This is a genomic window from Synechococcus sp. WC101, assembly GCF_047461555.1.
Lineage (GTDB): Bacteria > Cyanobacteriota > Cyanobacteriia > Thermostichales > Thermostichaceae > Thermostichus.
This window is the reverse complement of sequence record NZ_JANSHG010000034.1, coordinates 1-17,431: the sequence shown is the minus strand read 5'-3', so window position 1 is coordinate 17,431 and position 17,431 is coordinate 1. Positions and strand designations below refer to the sequence as shown.

Sequence of the window (17,431 nt, the reverse complement as noted above, 5' to 3'; positions counted from 1 at the left end):
CTATGAGTATCTGGAGCGGATTACCGAGCAGTTGGCGACGGGGCTGCTGCAGATTGCACAAGAGACCGGTCATGAGATGTGCGGGGGCTATTTGCCCGGCATGTTCGGCTTTTTCTTCACCGCCGGCCCGGTGCGCAACTACGAGGAGGCCAAGCGCTCGGATTTGCAGAAGTTTGCCCGCTTCCACCGCGGCATGCTGGAGCGGGGGGTGTATCTGGCGCCCTCGCAATTTGAGGCCGGCTTCACTTCCCTGGCCCACACCGAGGCCGATGTGGAGAGAACCCTAGAGGCAGCGCGAGAGGTGCTGCGCACGCTCTAGGGTTTTTCTCCCCTCTCCCCTTGAGAGAGGGGTTGGGGGTGAGGGAGCTCCCTTGCTGCATTGGGATCCCCGACCATGGCCGAGCACATCCACCGCAACTGGCGCATCACCACCCAAACTACCGACAAGGGGTTTATCTTTTGCTGCCAGCGGCTACGTCAGGATGGCTCAGTGGAGCCTGCTGCCAAAGCCTACGGCTACTTCCAAAATGAGGCCGAGGCGATTTTGGCGGGCATGGTCTGGATCGACCGGCAGCAACTTCCGGATCACCTGGACGGCTTGCTCTTCGACAACGAGGAGCCAGAGGGCTAGACAGAAGCTTCTTCGCGTACCAACTGTTCCCAGCCCAAGCCTTTGAGGGCGGCGTTGCGCCGCAGCGGGCGGGTGACCAACTCCAGCAGCGCCTGGGTGTTGCCGAAGCCGTGGATCGGGGCAAAGGTAAACTCCACCGACCATTTGGTGGTGATGCCGCGGGCCTCGAGGGGGTTGGCGTGGGCCATGCCCGTGATCACCAGATCCGGCTGCAGGGCTTTGATGCGCTGCAGTTGGTGGTAGTTATCCGGCTTCTCCACCAGGGTGGGCTTGGGCACCCCCATCTCCTCGCAGGTGCGCTCCAAGAGGGCCAGCTCGGCGGCTTGGTAGCGCTTGTCGAGGTAAGGGATCCCGATTTCCTGCACCGTCATGCCGCAGCGCACCAGGAAGCGGGCCAGGGAGACCTCCAGCAGGTTATCCCCCATGAAGAAGACGCTCTTGCCCCGCAGCAGGCCCAGGTACTCTTGAACTTGGGGGTGGCGCCACACTTCCGCTTCCCGCTCTGCCAGGCCTGGAGTCGGGATCCCCAGCTCGCGGGCAATGGCTTCGATCCAGGCGCGGGTGCCATCTGGCCCGATGGGAAAAGGAGCAGGGATGAGCTTGGCCTTTTTGCGGCGCACCAGCGTGGTGGCGGTGCGGCTGAGGAAAGGATTCACCCCCACCACATGGGTGCCCGGCTCGATGGCCGGCAGCTCCCCGTAGCGCTTGGCCGGCAGCCAGCCGGAGACGCGGATCCCGTATTTTTTCAGCTCCAGAGTGAGTTGGGTAACCACCGGATCCGGCACGGAGCCGAAGATGACCAGCGGCGGGTGGGGGTGGAAGCCCTCTTCCTCTTTCTTTTTGCCGGAGCGCAGCCCGTAGAAAAGGGCCTGCAGGCCGCCCCGCGTCTCCCGCTCCTCTTCCTGCACCTGCTCCGGGCAGCGCTGGGCCATGGAAGCCAACACCGTGTCTTCCCCCTGGGTAAAGGCGTAGTCGAGGCCGTTGGCCCGCGCCACCACAATCGGGATCCCGATCTCGGCCTCTAGCTTCTGTGCCAGGCCCTCCAGATCCATTTTGATGATCTCGGTGGTGCAGGTGCCGATCCAGACGATGACGCTGGGGTTGCGATCCCGCTGGATTTGCAGGCACAGCCGCTTCAGCTCCTCGTAGTCGTTGAGCTTGGCGCTGATATCTCCCTCTTCCAGCTCGGCCATGGCATAGCGCGGCTCGGCGAAGATCATCACCCCCATGGCATTTTGCAAAAAGTAGCCACAGGTTTTGGTGCCGATCACCAAAAAGAAGCTGTCTTCGATTTTGGGGTAGAGCCAGGCCACGCAACTAATCGGGCAGAAGGTGTGGTAGTTGCCGGTCTCGCATTGAAAGTGGAGGGTATTGGAAGTATCCACAGCAGCAGTCATCGTCGGCTCCTAGAAAAGGGTTTGTCAAGCTAGAGGGCGACCAACTGGGGCACGCCCACCAATTTTTCGCTCAGATCCCAGAGCAGCTTGGCCTTGGCCTCGTCCCCTGCTTCGTCCGAGACTTCTTGGTTAAAGGGCTTGGCATTCTTGCGTTGCCGGTTGCCCCAGCTCCAGTAGAACCCTGACTGGCGAAACTCGGGATCCGCCACCACCTGGGCCACCCGCTCGCCGGCCAGCTCCTGGGAGACATAGCCACCGGTGATGTTTTTTTGAAACCAGGGGAAGAGCTTTTGGAACAGGGGATAGTGATGGCGGAAGAGGCCTGTTTCCGCCACGCAGCCGGGGTAGAGGGAGAGGAAGGTGATGCCGGTGCTCTCGTGGAAGCGGCGGTGCAGCTCCCGCATGGTGAGGATGTTGCAGACTTTGCTGTCTTTGTAGGCCTTGACGGGATCGAACTTGCCGCCATCGGCCATGCTGATCGGCTCCTTGAAACCCTGGGCAAAACCCCGCAGATCCCCCAGGTGGGGTTGGGGCGGGATCTTGCCCCCCAGCTCCTTGGGGTTGTGGGTGACGGTGCCCAAGATCACCAGCCGCCGATCCGGGTAAGTGGAGCGCTTCAGATCCTCCAGCATCAAATGGCAGAGCAAGAAGTGCCCCAGGTGGTTGGTGGCCATGGTCAGCTCATAGCCCTCCGGGCTGCGCAGGGGCTGCTTGAGCAAGGGCATGTAGATGGCGGCGTTGCACACCAGGGCATCCAGAGAGCGGCCCGACTGGCGAAATTGCTCGACAAATTGCCGCACACTGGCCAGGCTGGCCAGATCGATCGGCATCAAGGTGTAGCTGCCCTGGGGGATCCCCACCTGCTGGGCCATCCGCCGGCCTTTGTCCAGATCCCGACAGGCCATCACCACGTGCCAGCCCCGCTTGGCCAAAGCCAAAGCCGCATACAGGCCGACGCCGGAAGAAGCTCCGGTAATCACCACGGTGGGTTGCGCTTGTGCTTGCATATCCAACTCCTCTGCCATGTCCTCAAGAGGGATTTCCTGCACAATCCATCTTGGAGTGGAAAGCGGGCCAGACAACGAATTGATAAGGTTTGCGACGGTTTTTCGAAACAATTGCTTCACTTTTAGACACACCGGCAAGCTGGCAGGCTTGGGATCCCTTACACCAGCGCCGGCTCCCGCACGGGGGTTTTGTAAAAGTCCGAAAGCAGGGCAAACAGCTCCCGATCCTCGGCAGGCCGGGGCACGATCCCCTCCGGGCGGGCCAGCAGCTCGTCGGCGATGTTCAGGTAGTACTGACAGACGGGCTCCAGGCTGGGATCCGTCTCTGCCATCTCGAAGAGGGTTTTGCCCTTCACCCGCGAGATGCGAATGTCCTCGAGCAGTGGCAACACCTCGAGCACGGGCATGGGCACTGCCGAGACGTATTGGTCGATGAGATCCCGCTTGCTGGTGCGATTGCCGATCAACCCGGCCAGCCGCAGCTTGCGGGTTTTGGCCTTCTCCCGCACCGAGGCGGCAATGCGATTGGCGGCAAAGAGGGCGTCAAAGCCGTTGTCGGTCACGATCACGCAGTAGTCGGCGTAGTTGAGGGGGGCAGCAAAGCCGCCGCACACCACGTCCCCCAGCACGTCGAAGAGAATGACGTCGTATTCATCGAAAGCATTTAGCTCCTTCAGGAGTTTGACGGTCTCCCCCACCACATAGCCGCCACAGCCGGCCCCCGCCGGTGGACCGCCCGCCTCGACGCAATCTACGCCGCCATAGCCGCGGTAGATCACGTCCTCCGGGTAGATGTCTTCGTAGTGGTAGCCCTTGGCCTCCAGAGTGTCGATGATGGTGGGGATCAAAAAGCCGGTCAGGGTGAAGGTGCTGTCGTGCTTGGGATCACAGCCGATCTGCAGAACCTTTTTGCCCCGCTTGGCCAAAGCCACCGAGAGGTTGCAACTGGTGGTGGACTTGCCGATCCCACCCTTTCCGTAAACTGCCAACTTCACAGCACGTTCCTCCACAAGCCTGGCAAAGGCCATTATCGGCAGCCCATCCACCTCCTGAGAAGTGTTAAGAAGAGTTAAGGGAAGTCTAAAACAGGTTAAAGGAGTTTCCTAAATCGCTGGACAGACAAAATTCCGTCCAAAAGATTTTTAGAGCTAGATTTTAGATGTTTATCAGCTTTTGTTTTTTGTTTTTGTATAAAAGTAGATCAAAAGCAAATTATGCCTCTCTCCTCGCCTCTGACGAGCGCTGACGACAAACGTCCTCCCGTCAAGCCGATGGAGACGGCTGGCGGGATCCCTGTTCCCGGTGTGAGGGCGGGTCTCAAGAATTGTCTCAATGTCCAGAGGAGCGGCGGAATCGGCAATTCAAAAGGGATCCCTTAGGGATCGAAGGCAAAGGTCATCTGCACGGCCCCTGTAGAATCCACCTCAACCCTGCGCAGGAATTCCCGCAGGTAGGCGCGGCGCTCACTCTCGCTGAGGTCTTGCCAGAAGGGCGGGATGGAGAGAGTTTGGGCAATCTGGAGGAAGTTGGCGGGGGGGAGCTGTTCCAGCTTTTGGGCCAAGCGGGCCGTTTCCGCCCGCAACTGGTAGCAGCGCTGGGCCAGGGCAGGTTCGTCCATTAGTCCAGATTGCTGCAGCTCCTCCAGTTGTCGCAGCCGCTCGCTGTTGGCTTGGATCTGGGCTTGGAGCTGTTGGCGGGTTTGATCCAGGGCCTGCCGATCCAGGTTTTGGGCCCGCTGGGGGAGCTGTTGGCAGACTTGGCGGATCACCTCCTGCAGAACGGCGGCGTAGTGGAGGCTGTAGCGACAGGTTTGGCAACGCAGGTAGAGGTAGGAGGAGCCGTTCTTCTTGGCCTTGCGAGGGGTGGTTTGCACAATGCGCAGAAGGCTGCCGCAGACGCGGCAATGGACTAGGCCGGCCAAGGCGCGGGGGGCGCTGGCGCTGCGGCGCGGGATCTTTTGGTTGCGTTTGAGCCAGCGATCGATCTGGGCGGCCTCGGCGCGGCTGAGGAGAGCCGGGTGGGTATCGCGCAGAACGGTGCCGTCGGCGTAGGCCAGATCTCCACGATAGACCGGGTTGAGCAGCCAGTTGCGCCCGGTGGCCACCGAAATGCGCTTGTGGTGTTTTTCAGCGATGAAGCGCACCGCCTGGCGCAAGGATCCGTAGAGAAGAAAGTGCTGGAAAAAATCCTGAACAATGGGGGCTTGGCGGCGATCCAGCGCGTAGCGATCCCCTTCGCGGCGGTAGCCAAAGGGGGCAGGCCCAGGGGGAGGCTTGCCCGCTAGACGGTTTTGGGCTTGGCTGCAGCAGAGGCGGCGGCTCTGCAATTGATGGGGGAGCTCGGCCAGCAGCGGGATCCAATCGGCAGCAGCGCTGGGGGTGTGCAGGCCGGACTCGTTGACCAAGCTGAGGCGGAGCCCCGCTTGTTGGATCTGCAATAGCCGTTGGTGGACTTCCTCCACTCGATCCCCCAGATCCGCCAGGCGCACCAGCAGCACCTGCTGCACCGATCCGGCGGCAATGCCCTGCAACAGCTCTTCCAGATGGATGCGGGATCCCCAGTCGTGCCAGATGGGATCGGCCCCGTGTGCTTTCAACCAGGCCAGCTCCTGGTCTGGCCAAGAGGCATGGGCGGGCGTGTAGAGGTAGCCGCAAACGCTCATGGACAAGCAAACTCTCACCGCTGCTGTACCCGCACCCGACACCCCTCTTGGCCAGGGATCCCAGCTAGGCTAAGGGAGAGACAAACCGGCAAGCCTTGGCCGCCGAAGGCTCTCCGCAAGATGGCTTTACTCCACCGCCGCAGCCGCGTATTCCAGCTCCTCTTCCGAAACCTCCAGCGGCGCCTCCTCGACTTGTCCTTGCTTGGCAGCCCGCAGTTGCTCGCGGTACTTGGCCGCCATTTCTTCTGCTTTTTCGTAAACCAGCTTGGGATCTCGCAGCATGTCGCCGGGATTGGGCTCCAGTTGCTTGGTAGACAGCGAGATGCGACCCCGTTCTGCGTCTAGGTCGATGATCATCACCTTCACTTCGTCGTTGACGTTGAAGACGCTGTGAGGCGTGTCGACATGCTCGTGGGAGATCTCGGAAATGTGCAGCAAGCCAGAGACGCCGCCAATGTCGATGAAGGCACCGTAAGGCTTGATGCCGCGCACCGTGCCGACCACTACCTCGCCCACCTCCAGCTTGTTCATCTTCCGCTCCACCAGGGCGCGGCGATGGCTCAACACCAGTCGGTTGCGGTCTTCGTCCACCTCCAAAAACTTCAGGGGCAGCTCTTCGCCCACCAGCTCTTCCTTGGGCTTGCGGCTGCTGATGTGGGAGCCGGGGATAAAGCCGCGCAGTCCCTCAATACGCACCAGGGCGCCTCCGCGGTTGGTGGCAAAAATGGTGGCCCGCACCGTGGCGTCTTCTTTTTGTAGCTGCCGCACCCGCTCCCAGGCCCGCATGTACTCGATGCGGCGGATGGAGAGGGTCAGTTGCCCCTCTTCATTTTCTTCGGTGAGGATAAAAAACTCGCGCGTCTCTCCCGGCTGCAGCACCTCGTGCGGATCCTCTATCCGGCTGATGGACATCTCCTGCAAAGGCAGGAAGGCAGCCGTCTTGGCCCCAATATCGATCAACGCACCGCCCGGCTCCACCGAAAATACCGTGCCAGCTACAATTTCGCCAGGGCTGAAGTGATAGTCGTACTTATCCAAGAGGGCGGCAAAGTCCTCGGTGGTGAAACCTACATCGGCAGCAGCGGTGAATCGACTCATAGGGGTGTAACAGCAGAGCAGTTGATGCGAATTAGCAGTTGAACTTGTAAGGAACAGCTCCCATACTCGCTCACCCTCCCAGGCGGGACAGGCAATGGCTTGGGAAATACTATAGTAGCTTAAGAGGGCAGCTTTTGTGGCAAACTTCCTCGCGATCCTGCCAAGCTAGAGAGAGAGGGCCACAGGTGGGAGAGGGGCGATTGCACTTTATCGACCAGGCGGAAATTGAAGTGCAGGCGGGGAACGGCGGAGATGGCATTGTTGCCTTTCGCCGGGAAAAGTATGTGCCCGCCGGAGGGCCCTCAGGGGGCAATGGAGGACGGGGCGGCTCGGTGATCCTGGTGGCAGATCCCGGCCTGCAGACCTTGTTGGATTTTCGTTTTCAGCCGGTGATCAAGGCAGAACATGGGGCCAAAGGGGGGCCCAACCATCGCAGTGGCGCCAGTGGTGCGGATCGGCTGGTGCGGGTGCCCTGCGGCACAATGGTGTTCGACACAGAGACCGGCGAGCTGCTGGGGGATCTGGTGCAGCCCGGGGATCGGCTGCTGGTGGCTCGGGGCGGGAAAGGCGGCCTGGGCAATGCCCATTTTCTCAGCAACCACAATCGGGCTCCCCGCCAATTTACCAGGGGCCAACCGGGAGAGCGGCGACGCCTGCGCCTGGAGCTAAAGCTCCTTGCCGAGGTGGGGATCGTCGGTATGCCCAATGCGGGCAAATCCACCCTGATCTCGGTGGTCTCGTCCGCCCGGCCCAAGATCGCCGATTACCCCTTCACCACCCTGCAGCCCAATTTGGGAGTGGTGCCCCATCCTGCCGGGGATGGGGTGGTGTTTGCCGACATTCCCGGACTGATCGAGGGGGCACACCGAGGGGTGGGGTTGGGCCACGACTTTTTGCGCCATGTGGAGCGCACGCGGGTGTTGATCCACCTGGTGGACGGCACAGCAGCAGATCCCGTCAGGGATTACCAAATCATTCAGCAGGAGCTGCGCGCCTACGGCCACGGGCTAAGCGACAAGCCGCAGATTGTGGTTTTGAACAAGATCGATGCCCTTGAGCCCCAGGAGGTGAGCGAGCGCACCCAGCGGCTGTCAATGGCTGCCGGTGCCCCGGTATCGGCCATCTCGGCGGTTGCCAGGCAGGGGCTGGAGCCCTTGTTGCAGCGGGTGTGGCAGTGCCTGGGCCGGGATCCGGATCTCCATCGACCCGCGGCGGCTAGCAAAATCCAGCCAGTTCGGGGGCAGGAGAATCTTAGAATAGGAGTGCCCCTGCCTTCCCAAAACTCAGAGATGAGCGGCTATGTATATCTCGGCGGAGGATCTGCCCCCCGATTTGCGCCAGATCAAGTTGGCCATTGAGCAGGCGGCCCAGGCGAGGGCGGGAGCTTGTGTGGAGCTGTTGATGCTCCTGCGGTTGTTGGAGGATCTGCACCGCACGATTTTGGAGGGGGCTTTCCGAGAGTCTTTGCCCAACACCCGGCAAGAGCTCTATCGGGTGCTTCAGGATTTGGAGGAAGCAGGCGACTGGCCCTATTTGCCTCGTCTGCATATTCAAGCGCTGATGCAACGGCTAAAAGATTGGCCGCAGGGATCCCTGTCGGTGCCGCCTACCCCTCGTTCTGGGGGAGTTGCGGAAGTGGTGGAAAGCCCTAGCCGCTCCGAGTCTTGAGGTTTTGCTTTTTTCTCCCGAATGGCCGAGTATTTTAAGCTCCATCCACAGCATCCCCAGGCCCGTTCCATCCAACGGATTGCAGCCGCTCTGCGGGAAGGGGCGGTCATGCTTTACCCCACCGATACGGTCTATGCCATTGGCTGCGATGTCACCCACAAGCAGGCGGTGGAGCGGGTAAGGCGTCTCAAGCGGCTTTCCAACGACAAGCCCCTCACCTTTTTGTGCCCTTCGCTTTCCCAAATTGCCCAGTATGCCCAAGTGAGCGATCCCGCCTATCGGCTGATGCGGCGGCTGATCCCGGGCCCGTTTACGTTTTTGCTGCCGGCCACCAAGCTGGTGCCCAAGTTGGTCATGGATCCCAAGCGGAAAACCACCGGCATCCGCGTGCCCGATTCGGCCATCTGTCAGGCGCTGTTGGCCGAGCTGGGCAATCCCATCGTCTCCACCTCGGCCAAGCTGGGCGGGGATCCCGTCGGCTCTTTGGAGGTGGGTTTTGACTCTGCTGGGGATTGGGAAGAGGGGGGAATCTTTACCGCCGAGGAAATGCGACAGTTGGAGAAACAGGTGGATTTGGTGCTGGATGACGAGGCTCCCTATCGGGCCCAGGTCTCGACGGTGATCGATCTCACGGGGCCGGAGCCGCTGCTGGTGCGGGCCGGCTTGGGGTACGAGCAGGTGGCGGATCTAATAAATCTAAATCTGAAGCCGGTGGAAGCGGAGGGTTGAGGGCAGAGGGATCCCGTGTTCTCTAGAATAGGGCCGGTGCCTGTGGAGTGTGCCCATGCCTGAGTCTTTGGCTGAGCAAAAGCTGGCCCTGTTGCGCCTGCTGGAGGGGGCTGACCGAGGCCGGAAGGTTTCCCCTGACCAGAAAGCCCAGATCTTGTCTCACATTGCTGCTTTGGAGGCGCTCAACCCCACCCCCAGGCCAACCTCTGTTCCTGAACAGTTGGAGGGGAACTGGCTTACCCTATTTACCACCAGCACAGACCTGCTGCGGCTGGCCCAGTTGCCCCTTCTGACCACCGGCGAGATCTACCAGTGCATTCGGGCCAAAGCTGGGCGGGTCTTTAACGTGGCGGAGATCCAGGGATCCGGCTGGCTGCAGGCTTGGCTGCCCCGGGGAGTTGTGGCGGTGGCGGCCCGCTTCTACCCAGAGTCGGAATGCCGGGTCAGGGTCATTTTCGAGCGCTTGGTGCTCGGATCCCAGGCCTTGATGAGCTACGAGATCGAGAGTTTTCTCTATCTGCTCGAGCGGGATCCCAAACGGATCCCGGCGGTGCAGATCGACGTTCGCCGCCGCGAGCCAAGGGGTTGGCTGGATATCACCTATCCTATTTGGATGAGGACCTGCGGATTGGGCGTGGCAGCGAAGGGAGTGTGTTTGTCCTGCAGCGGGTGAGCCGAGGCTGCGGCTAGCCGGAGGTGCCAGAGAGTTCGGCGGCGGCAATTTCAGAAGCAGTCGTCTTGGGAGTTAGGGTAGAGCCTATCTCCCAGAGGGTCTGCAGGGCGCGGTAGGACTCCCGCAAAGTCCGCAACTCCTGCTGGGATTGCTCCAGTTGCCGGGCCCATTCCTCCTGTTGGGAGCGCAGCTTTTGGTTTTCGGATTTTGTGCGCTGCAGGAGGCGCTTAAGTTTTTGCTGCTGCTGCTGGAGTTGGGCCCGCTCGGCTTCCGACTGCTGCAGTTGGATCCCTTGCCGTTCCAGCTCTATTTTTAGGGTGGTAACTTGCGATTGAAGTTGGCGGAGCCTGTGGCGCAGTTCCCGCTCTGGTGTGGGTTTGGCCGGTTTGGAGTTTGGGGAAGAGGGCGGGGATGATGTTTGGAGATTTTGCAAGTGCCGTTGCAACCGTTGGGCTTGGGCCTGCAGAACTCGGCACCGCTGCTGCTCGCTGCGCAGTTGCGCTTGGGGGCGTTCGCAGGTTTGGATTTCGGCTTTCACCTGCTGCTTGGTGCGGTCGAGGATCTTTTGGTGGCGGAGCTGGGTTTGGCGGATCTCCTCAGCCACTTGCAGAGGACGCGGATCCACTTCGGGTTGCCGCGGCCTACCACCGTGATCGGCAGGATCGAAGGGAGACACAGCCGCCAACAGCGATTCTCGAAAGTCAGGCCAGGAATGCGACTGCAGACCCATCTGAACCAGCCGCCAAACCCCGTAGGAGGCCCCAATTGCAGCCAGGAGCCCAGGGATCCCGGCCAAGGACAGGGAAACCTTGGGCAGGGTCGGCAGGATCTGATCCAGCAGGCCCACCACCAACGCGAAGACAAAGATCCCGCTCCCCGCGGCAGCGGCACCTGAGACCCAAGAGGAGCGGGAGAACATCATCGTTTCTGTTTTTTCGCTAGCAGAACCACCGGAGCAGGAGAACCAGAGGTCAGGTTCACAGATCGCCTGCCTGCATCTCAGTTTATCCCGCCGGCAGCCTCTGTTTCTCGCTTAGGGCACTTGCCAAGCCCGCTGGTGGTAGCTCTGCAATTCGGCCCAGGGATCCGCTGCTGCTGCGGGGGTATGGCCGTGGTTGTGGTGATGGTGAGAGTGATGGTGATGGGATCCGTGCCCGTGATGGTGGTCATGATGCTCGTGAGGGTGGTGATGGCTGGATCCAGCTCCAACCTCTGCGCTCACGGCCAGGCGAAACTTGCACAGGTGGCAGTTCATCGGGGTTTGGCCCTGCAGGGCTTCCTGCTCCAGTTGCTGCAGGCTGTGCAGCACCGTATCCACAAGGCCCAATTCCGGCAGCATCAGCCAGTCGATTTCCGGCTGTCGTTGTCGTTGTTTCTCCACTGCCGCCTCGATTTTTTTCACCAACACCCCCGTAAACAGAAAGTAGGGCAGCACGATCACCCGACGCGGCTGCCAGGACGAGGCCCGCTCCAACCCCACAGGCAGGCGGGGATGGGTAATGCCGATAAAGCAGGTCTCCACAGCGGCAAACCCGGATCCTTCCCAAAGCAGCCGAGCCAGTTTACAGGCTTCGGCATTGGCCTCAGGATCGCTGGAGCCGCGACCCACAAATAGGAGCACGGTTTCTGCCTCTGGGATCCGCCGCGGTTGGGCAGCTATCAGAGCAGCCAATCGGTCTCGCAGCAGTTGCAGGATCTCGATGCGGATCCCCAGCGGCCCACCGTAACGAATGCGCAACTGGGGATAGAGGGCCTGCAGGCGATCCAGTTCCATCGTCACATCGAACTTGTTGTGGCGGGCCCCAAACAGCAACAGCGGCAGGGCCACGATCTCCTGCCACCCTTGGGCCAAGCACTGCTCTACCCCCTGGGCAATGGTTGGCTGGGTCAGCTCCAGAAAGCAGGGGATCACCGGTCGATGGGGAGTGAGGGATTGGTAGACTTGGGCCAACTCCAGAAAGGCTTGCCGCCCTTCAGGGTCGCGGGATCCATGGCCGATGAGCAACAGGGGCAAGGCAGGAGAAGAAAACTGCCCAACCGCACGGGGAGGGGAAAAACTGAGGACATCCAACACAAAAAACTCCGTTCCTTGTGAATCGCAAGGGGTACAGGACAACGGCAGGTGGGTGTTCTGGCTGAGGGAGGGATCCCATCACAGTTGCGTCACAGTGGCGGATTTGCACCGCGCTTTCCCCAGTCTGCCTGAGCCTTTTAGGTTAGCTTGCCGCTTGTCGTTCACCAAGCCCCCTGGGGGGGATGTCCTTGTCTGCCAGAAGATAGCCCTGAGGCATGAGCGGTACGGCAGACTCATGCTCAAAGGGCAGCAAAACTGTTGCCGCGCTAATCCCCCTTGCCCCTGGGAGAAGGCCTAACGCCGGCCTGCCGGTCTGTGGGCTCGAAAGTGTCGCAGGCGCAGGGCATTGGCGACCACCGAAACGGAACTCAGGGCCATGGCCGCCCCCGCCAGCATGGGGTTGAGCAGCCAACCGGTGAAGGGGTAGAGCGCCCCGGCGGCAATCGGGATCCCGAGCGTGTTGTAGATAAAGGCGAAGAAGAGGTTTTGGCGGATGTTGGCAAGGGTGGCGCGGCTAAGTTGAATGGCGGTAACCACGCCCCGCAAATCGCCGGATATCAGGGTAATGTCGCTGGCGGCTATGGCCACATCGGTGCCCGTCCCGATGGCGATCCCCACATCGGCTTCTGCCAGTGCCGGCGCATCGTTAATGCCATCTCCCACCATCGCTACCCGGTGGCGGGGCCGTCTGAGCTGGCGAATATAGGCTGCCTTTTGCTCAGGGCGGACTTGGGCGATCACCCGGCGAATGCCTGCCTGCCGAGCAATGGCCTGGGCGGTGGTGGGGTTATCCCCGGTCAGCAGGATCACCTCCAGGCCCATCTCCTGAAGCTGGCGCACCGCTACAGGGGAGGTGGGTTTAATGGGGTCGGCAATGGCCAACAGCCCCACCAGACGGTGGGATTGCGCCACGCCGATCACCGTTTTGCCCTGGCTTTCCCAGGTCTGAACCCGCTCCAACCAAGAGGGATCCCAAGCGATCCCCATCGCCTGCAACCAGCTCAGCCGACCGATGCCGACCCACTGATCCTCCACCCAGGCTTCTGCCCCCTCGCCCACTTTTGCCTGAAAGTGCTGGGCCGGCGGGATCGAGATGCCTTCGGCTTCGGCTTTTTGCACCACTGCCTGGGCCAGCGGATGTTCCGAGTGTTGTTCCACCGCTGCTGCCAGGCGCAACAGGGCTAGGGGGGAAGATCCTGGCGTCCAGATCTCGGTGACGCTGGGACGGCCCTCGGTGAGGGTGCCGGTTTTGTCCAGGACGACTGTGCCCAGGCGATGGGCCAGCCATTCCAGGCTTTCGGCCCGCTTCACCAGGATCCCCAGTTCTGCCCCCCGCCCCGTCGCCACCATGATCGAGGTGGGGGTGGCCAACCCCAGCGCACAAGGGCAGGCGATGATCAGCACCCCAATGGTGTTCACCAAAGCCAGCGTCGGATTGCCCGCCAGCCCCCACCAGAGCACAAAAGTTAGGATGGCTACCCCGATCACCGCCGGCACAAACCAGGCCGTCACCCGATCCGCCACCTGTTGAATGGGAGCTTTGGATCCCTGGGCCTCCTGCACCAGGCGCACGATCTGGGCCAGAAGCGTATCTTTGCCCACCCGCCGCGCTTCCATCACAAAGCTGCCCGTCTGGTTGAGGGTGGCCCCGATAACCTCATCTCCTGCCGACTTGCTCACCGGCAGGCTCTCGCCCGTCACCATCGACTCGTCCAGGCTGGAGGATCCTTCCAGGATCACCCCGTCTACTGGCACCTTCTCACCGGGGCGCACCCGGATGCGATCCCCCACCTGCACCGCCGCAATCGGGATATCCTGCTCCACCCCGTCGCGGATGACCCTTGCCGTTTTCGGCTGCAGCCCGATCAGCTTGCGAATGGCCTCGGAGGTTTGCCCCTTGGCCCGCTGCTCCATCCATTTGCCCACCAGCACCAGGGTGACGACCACCGCCGCCACTTCGTAGTACACATCCGGGTGCAGGCCCTGCTGGTGGAAGAAGTTGGGAAAGAGGGTTGGAAAAAGGGAGTAGAAAAAAGCGGCGCTCGTTCCCAAAGCTACCAAGGTATTCATATCCGCCGAGCGTCGCTGCCAAGCCGCCCAGGCGCCACGATAAAAAGGCTGGCCCACCCAAAACTGCACCGGCGCCGTCAGCAGCAACTGCAACCACGGATCCTGCAGCCAGGGGGGCAGGCCGGGGATCTCCCGCCCCAGCATCATCGGCAGGGATCCGATCAGCAGCACCGTGCTGAGGCCCACTCCTATTGCCACCTTCAGCTTCAATTCCCGTTCTGCCGCCCGTTGGGCGATCCGTTCTGGGTCGGTCGGATCGGACTGTTGCCAATCGTCTTCGACCAAGCGCGCCTGATACCCCGCCTGCTCCACCGCCCGGATCAAGGCTTGCGGATTCACCAGCCGGGGATCCCCTCGCACGATGGCCTGCTCGCTGGCAAAGTTGACCGCTTGTGCCGTAACGCCCCGCACGCGACTGAGGGCCTGTTCAATGACGGCAGTGCAGGAGGCGCAGCTCATGCCCTGGATAGCCAAGCGCCAAGTGCCGCCAGCAGATGAGGCGGACAGGCCGGGGGCAGCGGAATGGGAACCCGAATCAGACATGGCTGTCCTCAGAGCAAAAATTAATAGCAAAAGCCCTCTTTCCCCCAACCAGGGGAAAACCACACCTGTGAACCTTGTCCCGCTACTGCCGACGGGCAAGGGAAAAATCGCTAGGCCGGCGGATAGCCCACTTGGGCGAGCACCTGTCGCCAGACACTTTCCGGCTGCTCAGACGTAATCCGCACCTGCTTGGTCTTGGGATCCGCCTCCACCTGCGCCTGGGGATCCTGTTGCCGCACCGCCTGCGTGATGGTGTCCACACAAGCGGAGCAGGCCAGCTTCGGCACCGTCAAAACAACTTGCATCCTGGGAAACCTCCCCAGCCCAATGCCACCAGCTTGATGCTAAACCTTCCAGTGGGCTGGAAGGTCAAGAGGGTGGCTGAGGCTCCTCTATGTTCCAGCGGTAGTCCACCTGATAGCCCCGCTGTCGCCAGTCCTCTTCCAGTTGCAACTGTTGGGTCAGGGCTTTGCGCAGAGAGTTGATCAGCTCTTGCGTGCGGCCTCGGTTGCCGAAATCCTGCTCTTCGACAGTGGGAAACGTTTGCCGCTCGAGAACCCGCAGCAGAAATTCGTAGTGGACGTGAGCCGGCACAGGAATACGTTTCATCGATCTAGGCCCTTCTTGGGATCCATTGACAATCCTGGGCTTACTGGGATGACAACAGGGAGCGGACGGCTTGGCCGGGATCCGGCTGCGTTACCAGCGCTTCCCCCACCAGCACAGCGCGCACCCCCCAACTGCGCAACTGCTGCAAGTCAGCAGGGGTGTGGATGCCAGACTCGCTGACCACCGGCAGATCGCCGAGGCGCTCCCGATGGGCGACCAAGAGATCCCGCGTCGTGTTCAAGTCCACCGCAAAGGTTTTGAGATCCCGATTGTTGATGCCGATCAGCACCCGTCCTTTGGCCTGTTGCAGGTGCGGCAAGGCCAAAACCCGCTGCAACTCTTGGCAAGTGTGCACCTCCAACAGAGCCGCCATGCCCAGTTGCTGAATGAGCTTGAGAAAATAGCCCAAGTCCGCATCCGAGAGAATGGCGGCAATCAACAGCACCGCATCCGCTCCCAGAGTGCGGGCCCAGAGGATTTGGTAAGGGTAGAGGATGAACTCCTTGCACAAGATGGGGATCCCTACCGCCTGGCGGATCTGGCGCAAGTACTCGCCGCTGCCCTGAAAAAACCGCTCATCCGTGAGCACCGACAGGCAACTGGCTCCCGCCGCCTCGTAGCTTTGGGCAATGGCCACCGGATCAAAGGGATCGCGGAGAACCCCACGGCTGGGGGAAGCTTTTTTCACCTCAGCGATAAGGGAAACGGGGTGAGGGGATTGGGTGAGGGCTGCCACAAAATCCCGCACCGGTGGCGCTTGCTCCAGTTGCTGCTGCAATTGCTTCAGAGGAAGCTGTTCCCGTTGGCGCTCCACCTCCTGCTCTTTGTGCCAGACGATCTCCTCCAAAATGTGGCGTGGCTCGGCCTCTGGAGCCTTTGTCCGGTACACCTGCGAGGCCACCACCACCGGCGGGGCAGGAGAACGCCGACGAACGGCAAGCAGCTCACCTTCCAGCTCCATACCACCCCTGAACAGAACTCTACACCTCACCCTAAACTACTCTAGTGTGCTGCTGTCGGTTTGAATAGCTACTCCGAATATCCCCAAACCGCCTCTGGCAAAGGTGTTTTTTTTACTCTATGGTTGAGTTTAGGGCTGAGCAGCAGCCGATGCCGGTTAGACTGCCAGTTAAGCAGAGAGCCGGCGGAGGCGCTGCTTGAGGCAAGACAAAGGTGCTGCTCAGGACGAGATGGCTCGAGACAGATCCAAGTCAACCCGGGTCAAGCGAGAGGCTTGACGCAGGTTTTCGCGCCCCGGGGTGCCTTGCTCCGGCAGCCGTTTCGTCTCCCCATCTTGCCCAACTGTGGGCAAATGCTCGGCTGAGTCAGAGTTTGGGATATTGCTGTCCATGCTGTTTTGAAGGAGTTCGGGCGTGCTGTACCTGGCAGAGCTATCCAAGCCGATTGGGTTTGCCAAATCGTCGCTGCAATTGCTAGCCAAGCAGCAGCAGGACAACACCTGGGTGGCCGTGAACGAAGAATCGATTACTCTAGAGGGCCGCATCGCCCAGGAGGCCGGGCGCTTCAAGGATGGGGCCTTGGTGCTGGCAGAAATCACAGGCAGCCGTCAGATTACCCGCATCAACGAAGCCGCTCGCCAACTGGTGACCTACCTACAAAACTTCAGCCAACTTCAGCTCAAAGCCCGCAGCCAAGAGGAAGAGATTGAAAATTGGCGCAAGTCCCTCACCTTTCAGGCGCATGAGCTGACCCGCCGCGAGATGGAGCTGGCAGCCCAAGAAGAGGAGGTGCGGCGGCTGTACGAGCAATACAAGGGCGTGGAGGAAGAGCACAAGCTTCTAGACAGCCTCAAAGAGGAGTTGGCAGCCCAGCAGGCCTACCTGGCCGAGCAGCAGCGCCTGATCGGAGAACAGCGAGAAGCCCTGAACCGGCAACGGCAGGAACTGGAAGCTCAGTTGCAAGAGGCCCGCTCCAGCCGGCTGGGGGAAGCAGAAGCGGTCCAGCTCCAGATTTTGTTGCAAGAAGTTCAGGAGAGTTTACATTTCTCCGCGAATCCCTTGGCTGTTCTCCAGAGTTTAAAAAGCCAGGTTCAGCAGCAGCAGGATCACTTCAATCAAGAGATTGCCCAACTGGAGCAAGAACGTCAGCAGGCCCACGCTCAACAGGAGGAGCTGGATCGAGACTACCATGCCTGGCGGGAGCGCTGCGCCGCCTGGTGGGGATCCCAACGATCCCTGGAGCAGAGCCAAGCCGAATGGCATGCCCGCCAGGGATCCCTGCGAGCCTATCAGGAGCAACTGCAGAGGATC

At 61.0% G+C, this 17,431-nt stretch carries 17 protein-coding genes, 2 pseudogenes and 1 riboswitch; of the genes and pseudogenes, 8 read left to right on the top strand and 11 right to left on the bottom strand.

Translation table 11 applies throughout. The annotated features are described in order from the left end of the window. Together NW809_RS03980 and NW809_RS03975 are read left to right on the top strand one after the other, a co-directional pair. A pseudogene (locus NW809_RS03980) lies at nt 1-319 on the top strand (aspartate aminotransferase family protein); the annotation flags it as partial. Nucleotides 320-394: 75 nt separating this feature from the next. Continuing rightward, nucleotides 395-631, top strand: a complete 237-nt coding sequence (locus NW809_RS03975; protein WP_011431184.1) for a hypothetical protein — start codon at nt 395-397, stop codon at nt 629-631. On the opposite strand, the gene NW809_RS03970 is transcribed toward NW809_RS03975, so the two are convergent. The 5 genes from NW809_RS03970 to NW809_RS03950 form a co-directional block, all read right to left on the bottom strand. Then, entirely contained in the window at nt 628-2,028 is a 1,401-nt protein-coding gene (locus NW809_RS03970; protein WP_011431183.1) for a ferredoxin:protochlorophyllide reductase (ATP-dependent) subunit N, read from the bottom strand. The genes NW809_RS03975 and NW809_RS03970 overlap by 4 nt on opposite strands. A gap of 29 nt (nt 2,029-2,057) precedes the next feature. Next, nucleotides 2,058-3,035, bottom strand: a complete 978-nt coding sequence (locus NW809_RS03965) for a protochlorophyllide reductase (RefSeq protein WP_011431182.1) — start codon at nt 3,033-3,035, stop codon at nt 2,058-2,060. A gap of 158 nt (nt 3,036-3,193) precedes the next feature. Then, nucleotides 3,194-4,030: a ferredoxin:protochlorophyllide reductase (ATP-dependent) iron-sulfur ATP-binding protein gene (gene bchL, locus NW809_RS03960; protein ID WP_414401565.1), complete on the bottom strand. Its 837-nt coding sequence runs from the start codon at nt 4,028-4,030 to the stop codon at nt 3,194-3,196. 380 nt (nt 4,031-4,410) lie between these two features. Next, entirely contained in the window at nt 4,411-5,697 is a 1,287-nt protein-coding gene (locus NW809_RS03955; protein WP_011431180.1) for a recombinase family protein, read from the bottom strand. A gap of 126 nt (nt 5,698-5,823) precedes the next feature. Continuing rightward, on the bottom strand, nt 5,824-6,795 hold the full coding sequence (locus NW809_RS03950) for a 30S ribosomal protein S1 (RefSeq protein WP_011431178.1): 972 nt from the start codon (nt 6,793-6,795) through the stop codon (nt 5,824-5,826). Nucleotides 6,796-6,995: 200 nt separating this feature from the next. On the opposite strand from NW809_RS03950, the gene obgE reads away from it, so the two are divergent. The 5 genes and pseudogenes from obgE (at nt 6,996) to NW809_RS03925 (ending at nt 9,882) form a co-directional block, all read left to right on the top strand. Next, nucleotides 6,996-8,153: a GTPase ObgE gene (obgE, locus tag NW809_RS03945; protein WP_414401567.1), complete on the top strand. Its 1,158-nt coding sequence runs from the start codon at nt 6,996-6,998 to the stop codon at nt 8,151-8,153. Next, nucleotides 8,095-8,463: a hypothetical protein gene (locus tag NW809_RS03940; protein WP_228375305.1), complete on the top strand. Its 369-nt coding sequence runs from the start codon at nt 8,095-8,097 to the stop codon at nt 8,461-8,463. Before obgE ends, NW809_RS03940 begins: the two co-directional genes overlap by 59 nt. Before the next feature lie 21 nt (nt 8,464-8,484). Next, nucleotides 8,485-9,192: an L-threonylcarbamoyladenylate synthase gene (locus tag NW809_RS03935; RefSeq protein ID WP_011431175.1), complete on the top strand. Its 708-nt coding sequence runs from the start codon at nt 8,485-8,487 to the stop codon at nt 9,190-9,192. Nucleotides 9,193-9,247: 55 nt separating this feature from the next. Further along, nucleotides 9,248-9,736 (top strand): annotated as a pseudogene (locus NW809_RS03930) (PAP/fibrillin family protein); the annotation flags it as partial. Further along, entirely contained in the window at nt 9,628-9,882 is a 255-nt protein-coding gene (locus tag NW809_RS03925) for a PAP/fibrillin family protein (RefSeq protein WP_414401566.1), read from the top strand. The pseudogene NW809_RS03930 and the gene NW809_RS03925, both read left to right, overlap by 109 nt. Here the strand turns inward: NW809_RS03925 and NW809_RS03920 are convergent. The 6 genes from NW809_RS03920 to trpC all read right to left on the bottom strand — a co-directional run bounded on the left by NW809_RS03920 (nt 9,879) and on the right by trpC (nt 16,122). Further along, nucleotides 9,879-10,787, bottom strand: a complete 909-nt coding sequence (locus NW809_RS03920; protein WP_414401564.1) for a hypothetical protein — start codon at nt 10,785-10,787, stop codon at nt 9,879-9,881. The two genes, NW809_RS03925 and NW809_RS03920, sit on opposite strands and share 4 nt — an antisense overlap. Nucleotides 10,788-10,898: 111 nt before the next feature. Then, nucleotides 10,899-11,939, bottom strand: a complete 1,041-nt coding sequence (locus NW809_RS03915) for a sirohydrochlorin chelatase (protein WP_414401563.1) — start codon at nt 11,937-11,939, stop codon at nt 10,899-10,901. A 29-nt stretch (nt 11,940-11,968) separates the two neighbouring features. Further along, nucleotides 11,969-12,105, bottom strand: a riboswitch (cobalamin riboswitch). 128 nt (nt 12,106-12,233) lie between these two features. After that, entirely contained in the window at nt 12,234-14,552 is a 2,319-nt protein-coding gene (locus tag NW809_RS03910; protein ID WP_414401562.1) for a heavy metal translocating P-type ATPase, read from the bottom strand. Between the two features lie 110 nt (nt 14,553-14,662). Continuing rightward, a complete protein-coding gene (locus tag NW809_RS03905) occupies nt 14,663-14,857 on the bottom strand; it encodes a heavy-metal-associated domain-containing protein (protein WP_011431170.1) in 195 nt (64 codons plus the stop codon). A 64-nt stretch (nt 14,858-14,921) separates the two neighbouring features. After that, nucleotides 14,922-15,161: a DUF5340 domain-containing protein gene (locus NW809_RS03900; RefSeq protein WP_011431169.1), complete on the bottom strand. Its 240-nt coding sequence runs from the start codon at nt 15,159-15,161 to the stop codon at nt 14,922-14,924. A 40-nt stretch (nt 15,162-15,201) separates the two neighbouring features. Further along, nucleotides 15,202-16,122, bottom strand: a complete 921-nt coding sequence (trpC, locus tag NW809_RS03895) for an indole-3-glycerol phosphate synthase TrpC (RefSeq protein ID WP_011431168.1) — start codon at nt 16,120-16,122, stop codon at nt 15,202-15,204. Between the two features lie 412 nt (nt 16,123-16,534). On the opposite strand from trpC, the gene hmpF reads away from it, so the two are divergent. After that, a partial coding sequence (hmpF, locus tag NW809_RS03890) for a pilus motility taxis protein HmpF (protein WP_414401561.1) occupies nt 16,535-17,431 on the top strand: 897 nt, incomplete at its 3' end.

What these genes read in the sequence shown, in the direction of transcription:
- NW809_RS03920 (WP_414401564.1), bottom strand. Translation starts at nt 10,787, where the DNA reads ATGATGTTCTCCCGCTCCTCTTGGGTCTCAGGTGCCGCTGCCGCGGGG.
- NW809_RS03955 (WP_011431180.1), bottom strand. Translation starts at nt 5,697, where the DNA reads ATGAGCGTTTGCGGCTACCTCTACACGCCCGCCCATGCCTCTTGGCCA.
- NW809_RS03925 (WP_414401566.1), top strand. Translation starts at nt 9,628, where the DNA reads ATGCCGGGTCAGGGTCATTTTCGAGCGCTTGGTGCTCGGATCCCAGGC.
- NW809_RS03900 (WP_011431169.1), bottom strand. Translation starts at nt 15,161, where the DNA reads ATGAAACGTATTCCTGTGCCGGCTCACGTCCACTACGAATTTCTGCTG.
- NW809_RS03905 (WP_011431170.1), bottom strand. Translation starts at nt 14,857, where the DNA reads ATGCAAGTTGTTTTGACGGTGCCGAAGCTGGCCTGCTCCGCTTGTGTG.
- NW809_RS03940 (WP_228375305.1), top strand. Translation starts at nt 8,095, where the DNA reads ATGTATATCTCGGCGGAGGATCTGCCCCCCGATTTGCGCCAGATCAAG.
- NW809_RS03975 (WP_011431184.1), top strand. Translation starts at nt 395, where the DNA reads ATGGCCGAGCACATCCACCGCAACTGGCGCATCACCACCCAAACTACC.
- NW809_RS03935 (WP_011431175.1), top strand. Translation starts at nt 8,485, where the DNA reads ATGGCCGAGTATTTTAAGCTCCATCCACAGCATCCCCAGGCCCGTTCC.
- NW809_RS03950 (WP_011431178.1), bottom strand. Translation starts at nt 6,795, where the DNA reads ATGAGTCGATTCACCGCTGCTGCCGATGTAGGTTTCACCACCGAGGAC.
- NW809_RS03910 (WP_414401562.1), bottom strand. Translation starts at nt 14,552, where the DNA reads ATGTCTGATTCGGGTTCCCATTCCGCTGCCCCCGGCCTGTCCGCCTCA.
- NW809_RS03970 (WP_011431183.1), bottom strand. Translation starts at nt 2,028, where the DNA reads ATGACTGCTGCTGTGGATACTTCCAATACCCTCCACTTTCAATGCGAG.
- trpC (WP_011431168.1), bottom strand. Translation starts at nt 16,122, where the DNA reads ATGGAGCTGGAAGGTGAGCTGCTTGCCGTTCGTCGGCGTTCTCCTGCC.
- NW809_RS03965 (WP_011431182.1), bottom strand. Translation starts at nt 3,035, where the DNA reads ATGCAAGCACAAGCGCAACCCACCGTGGTGATTACCGGAGCTTCTTCC.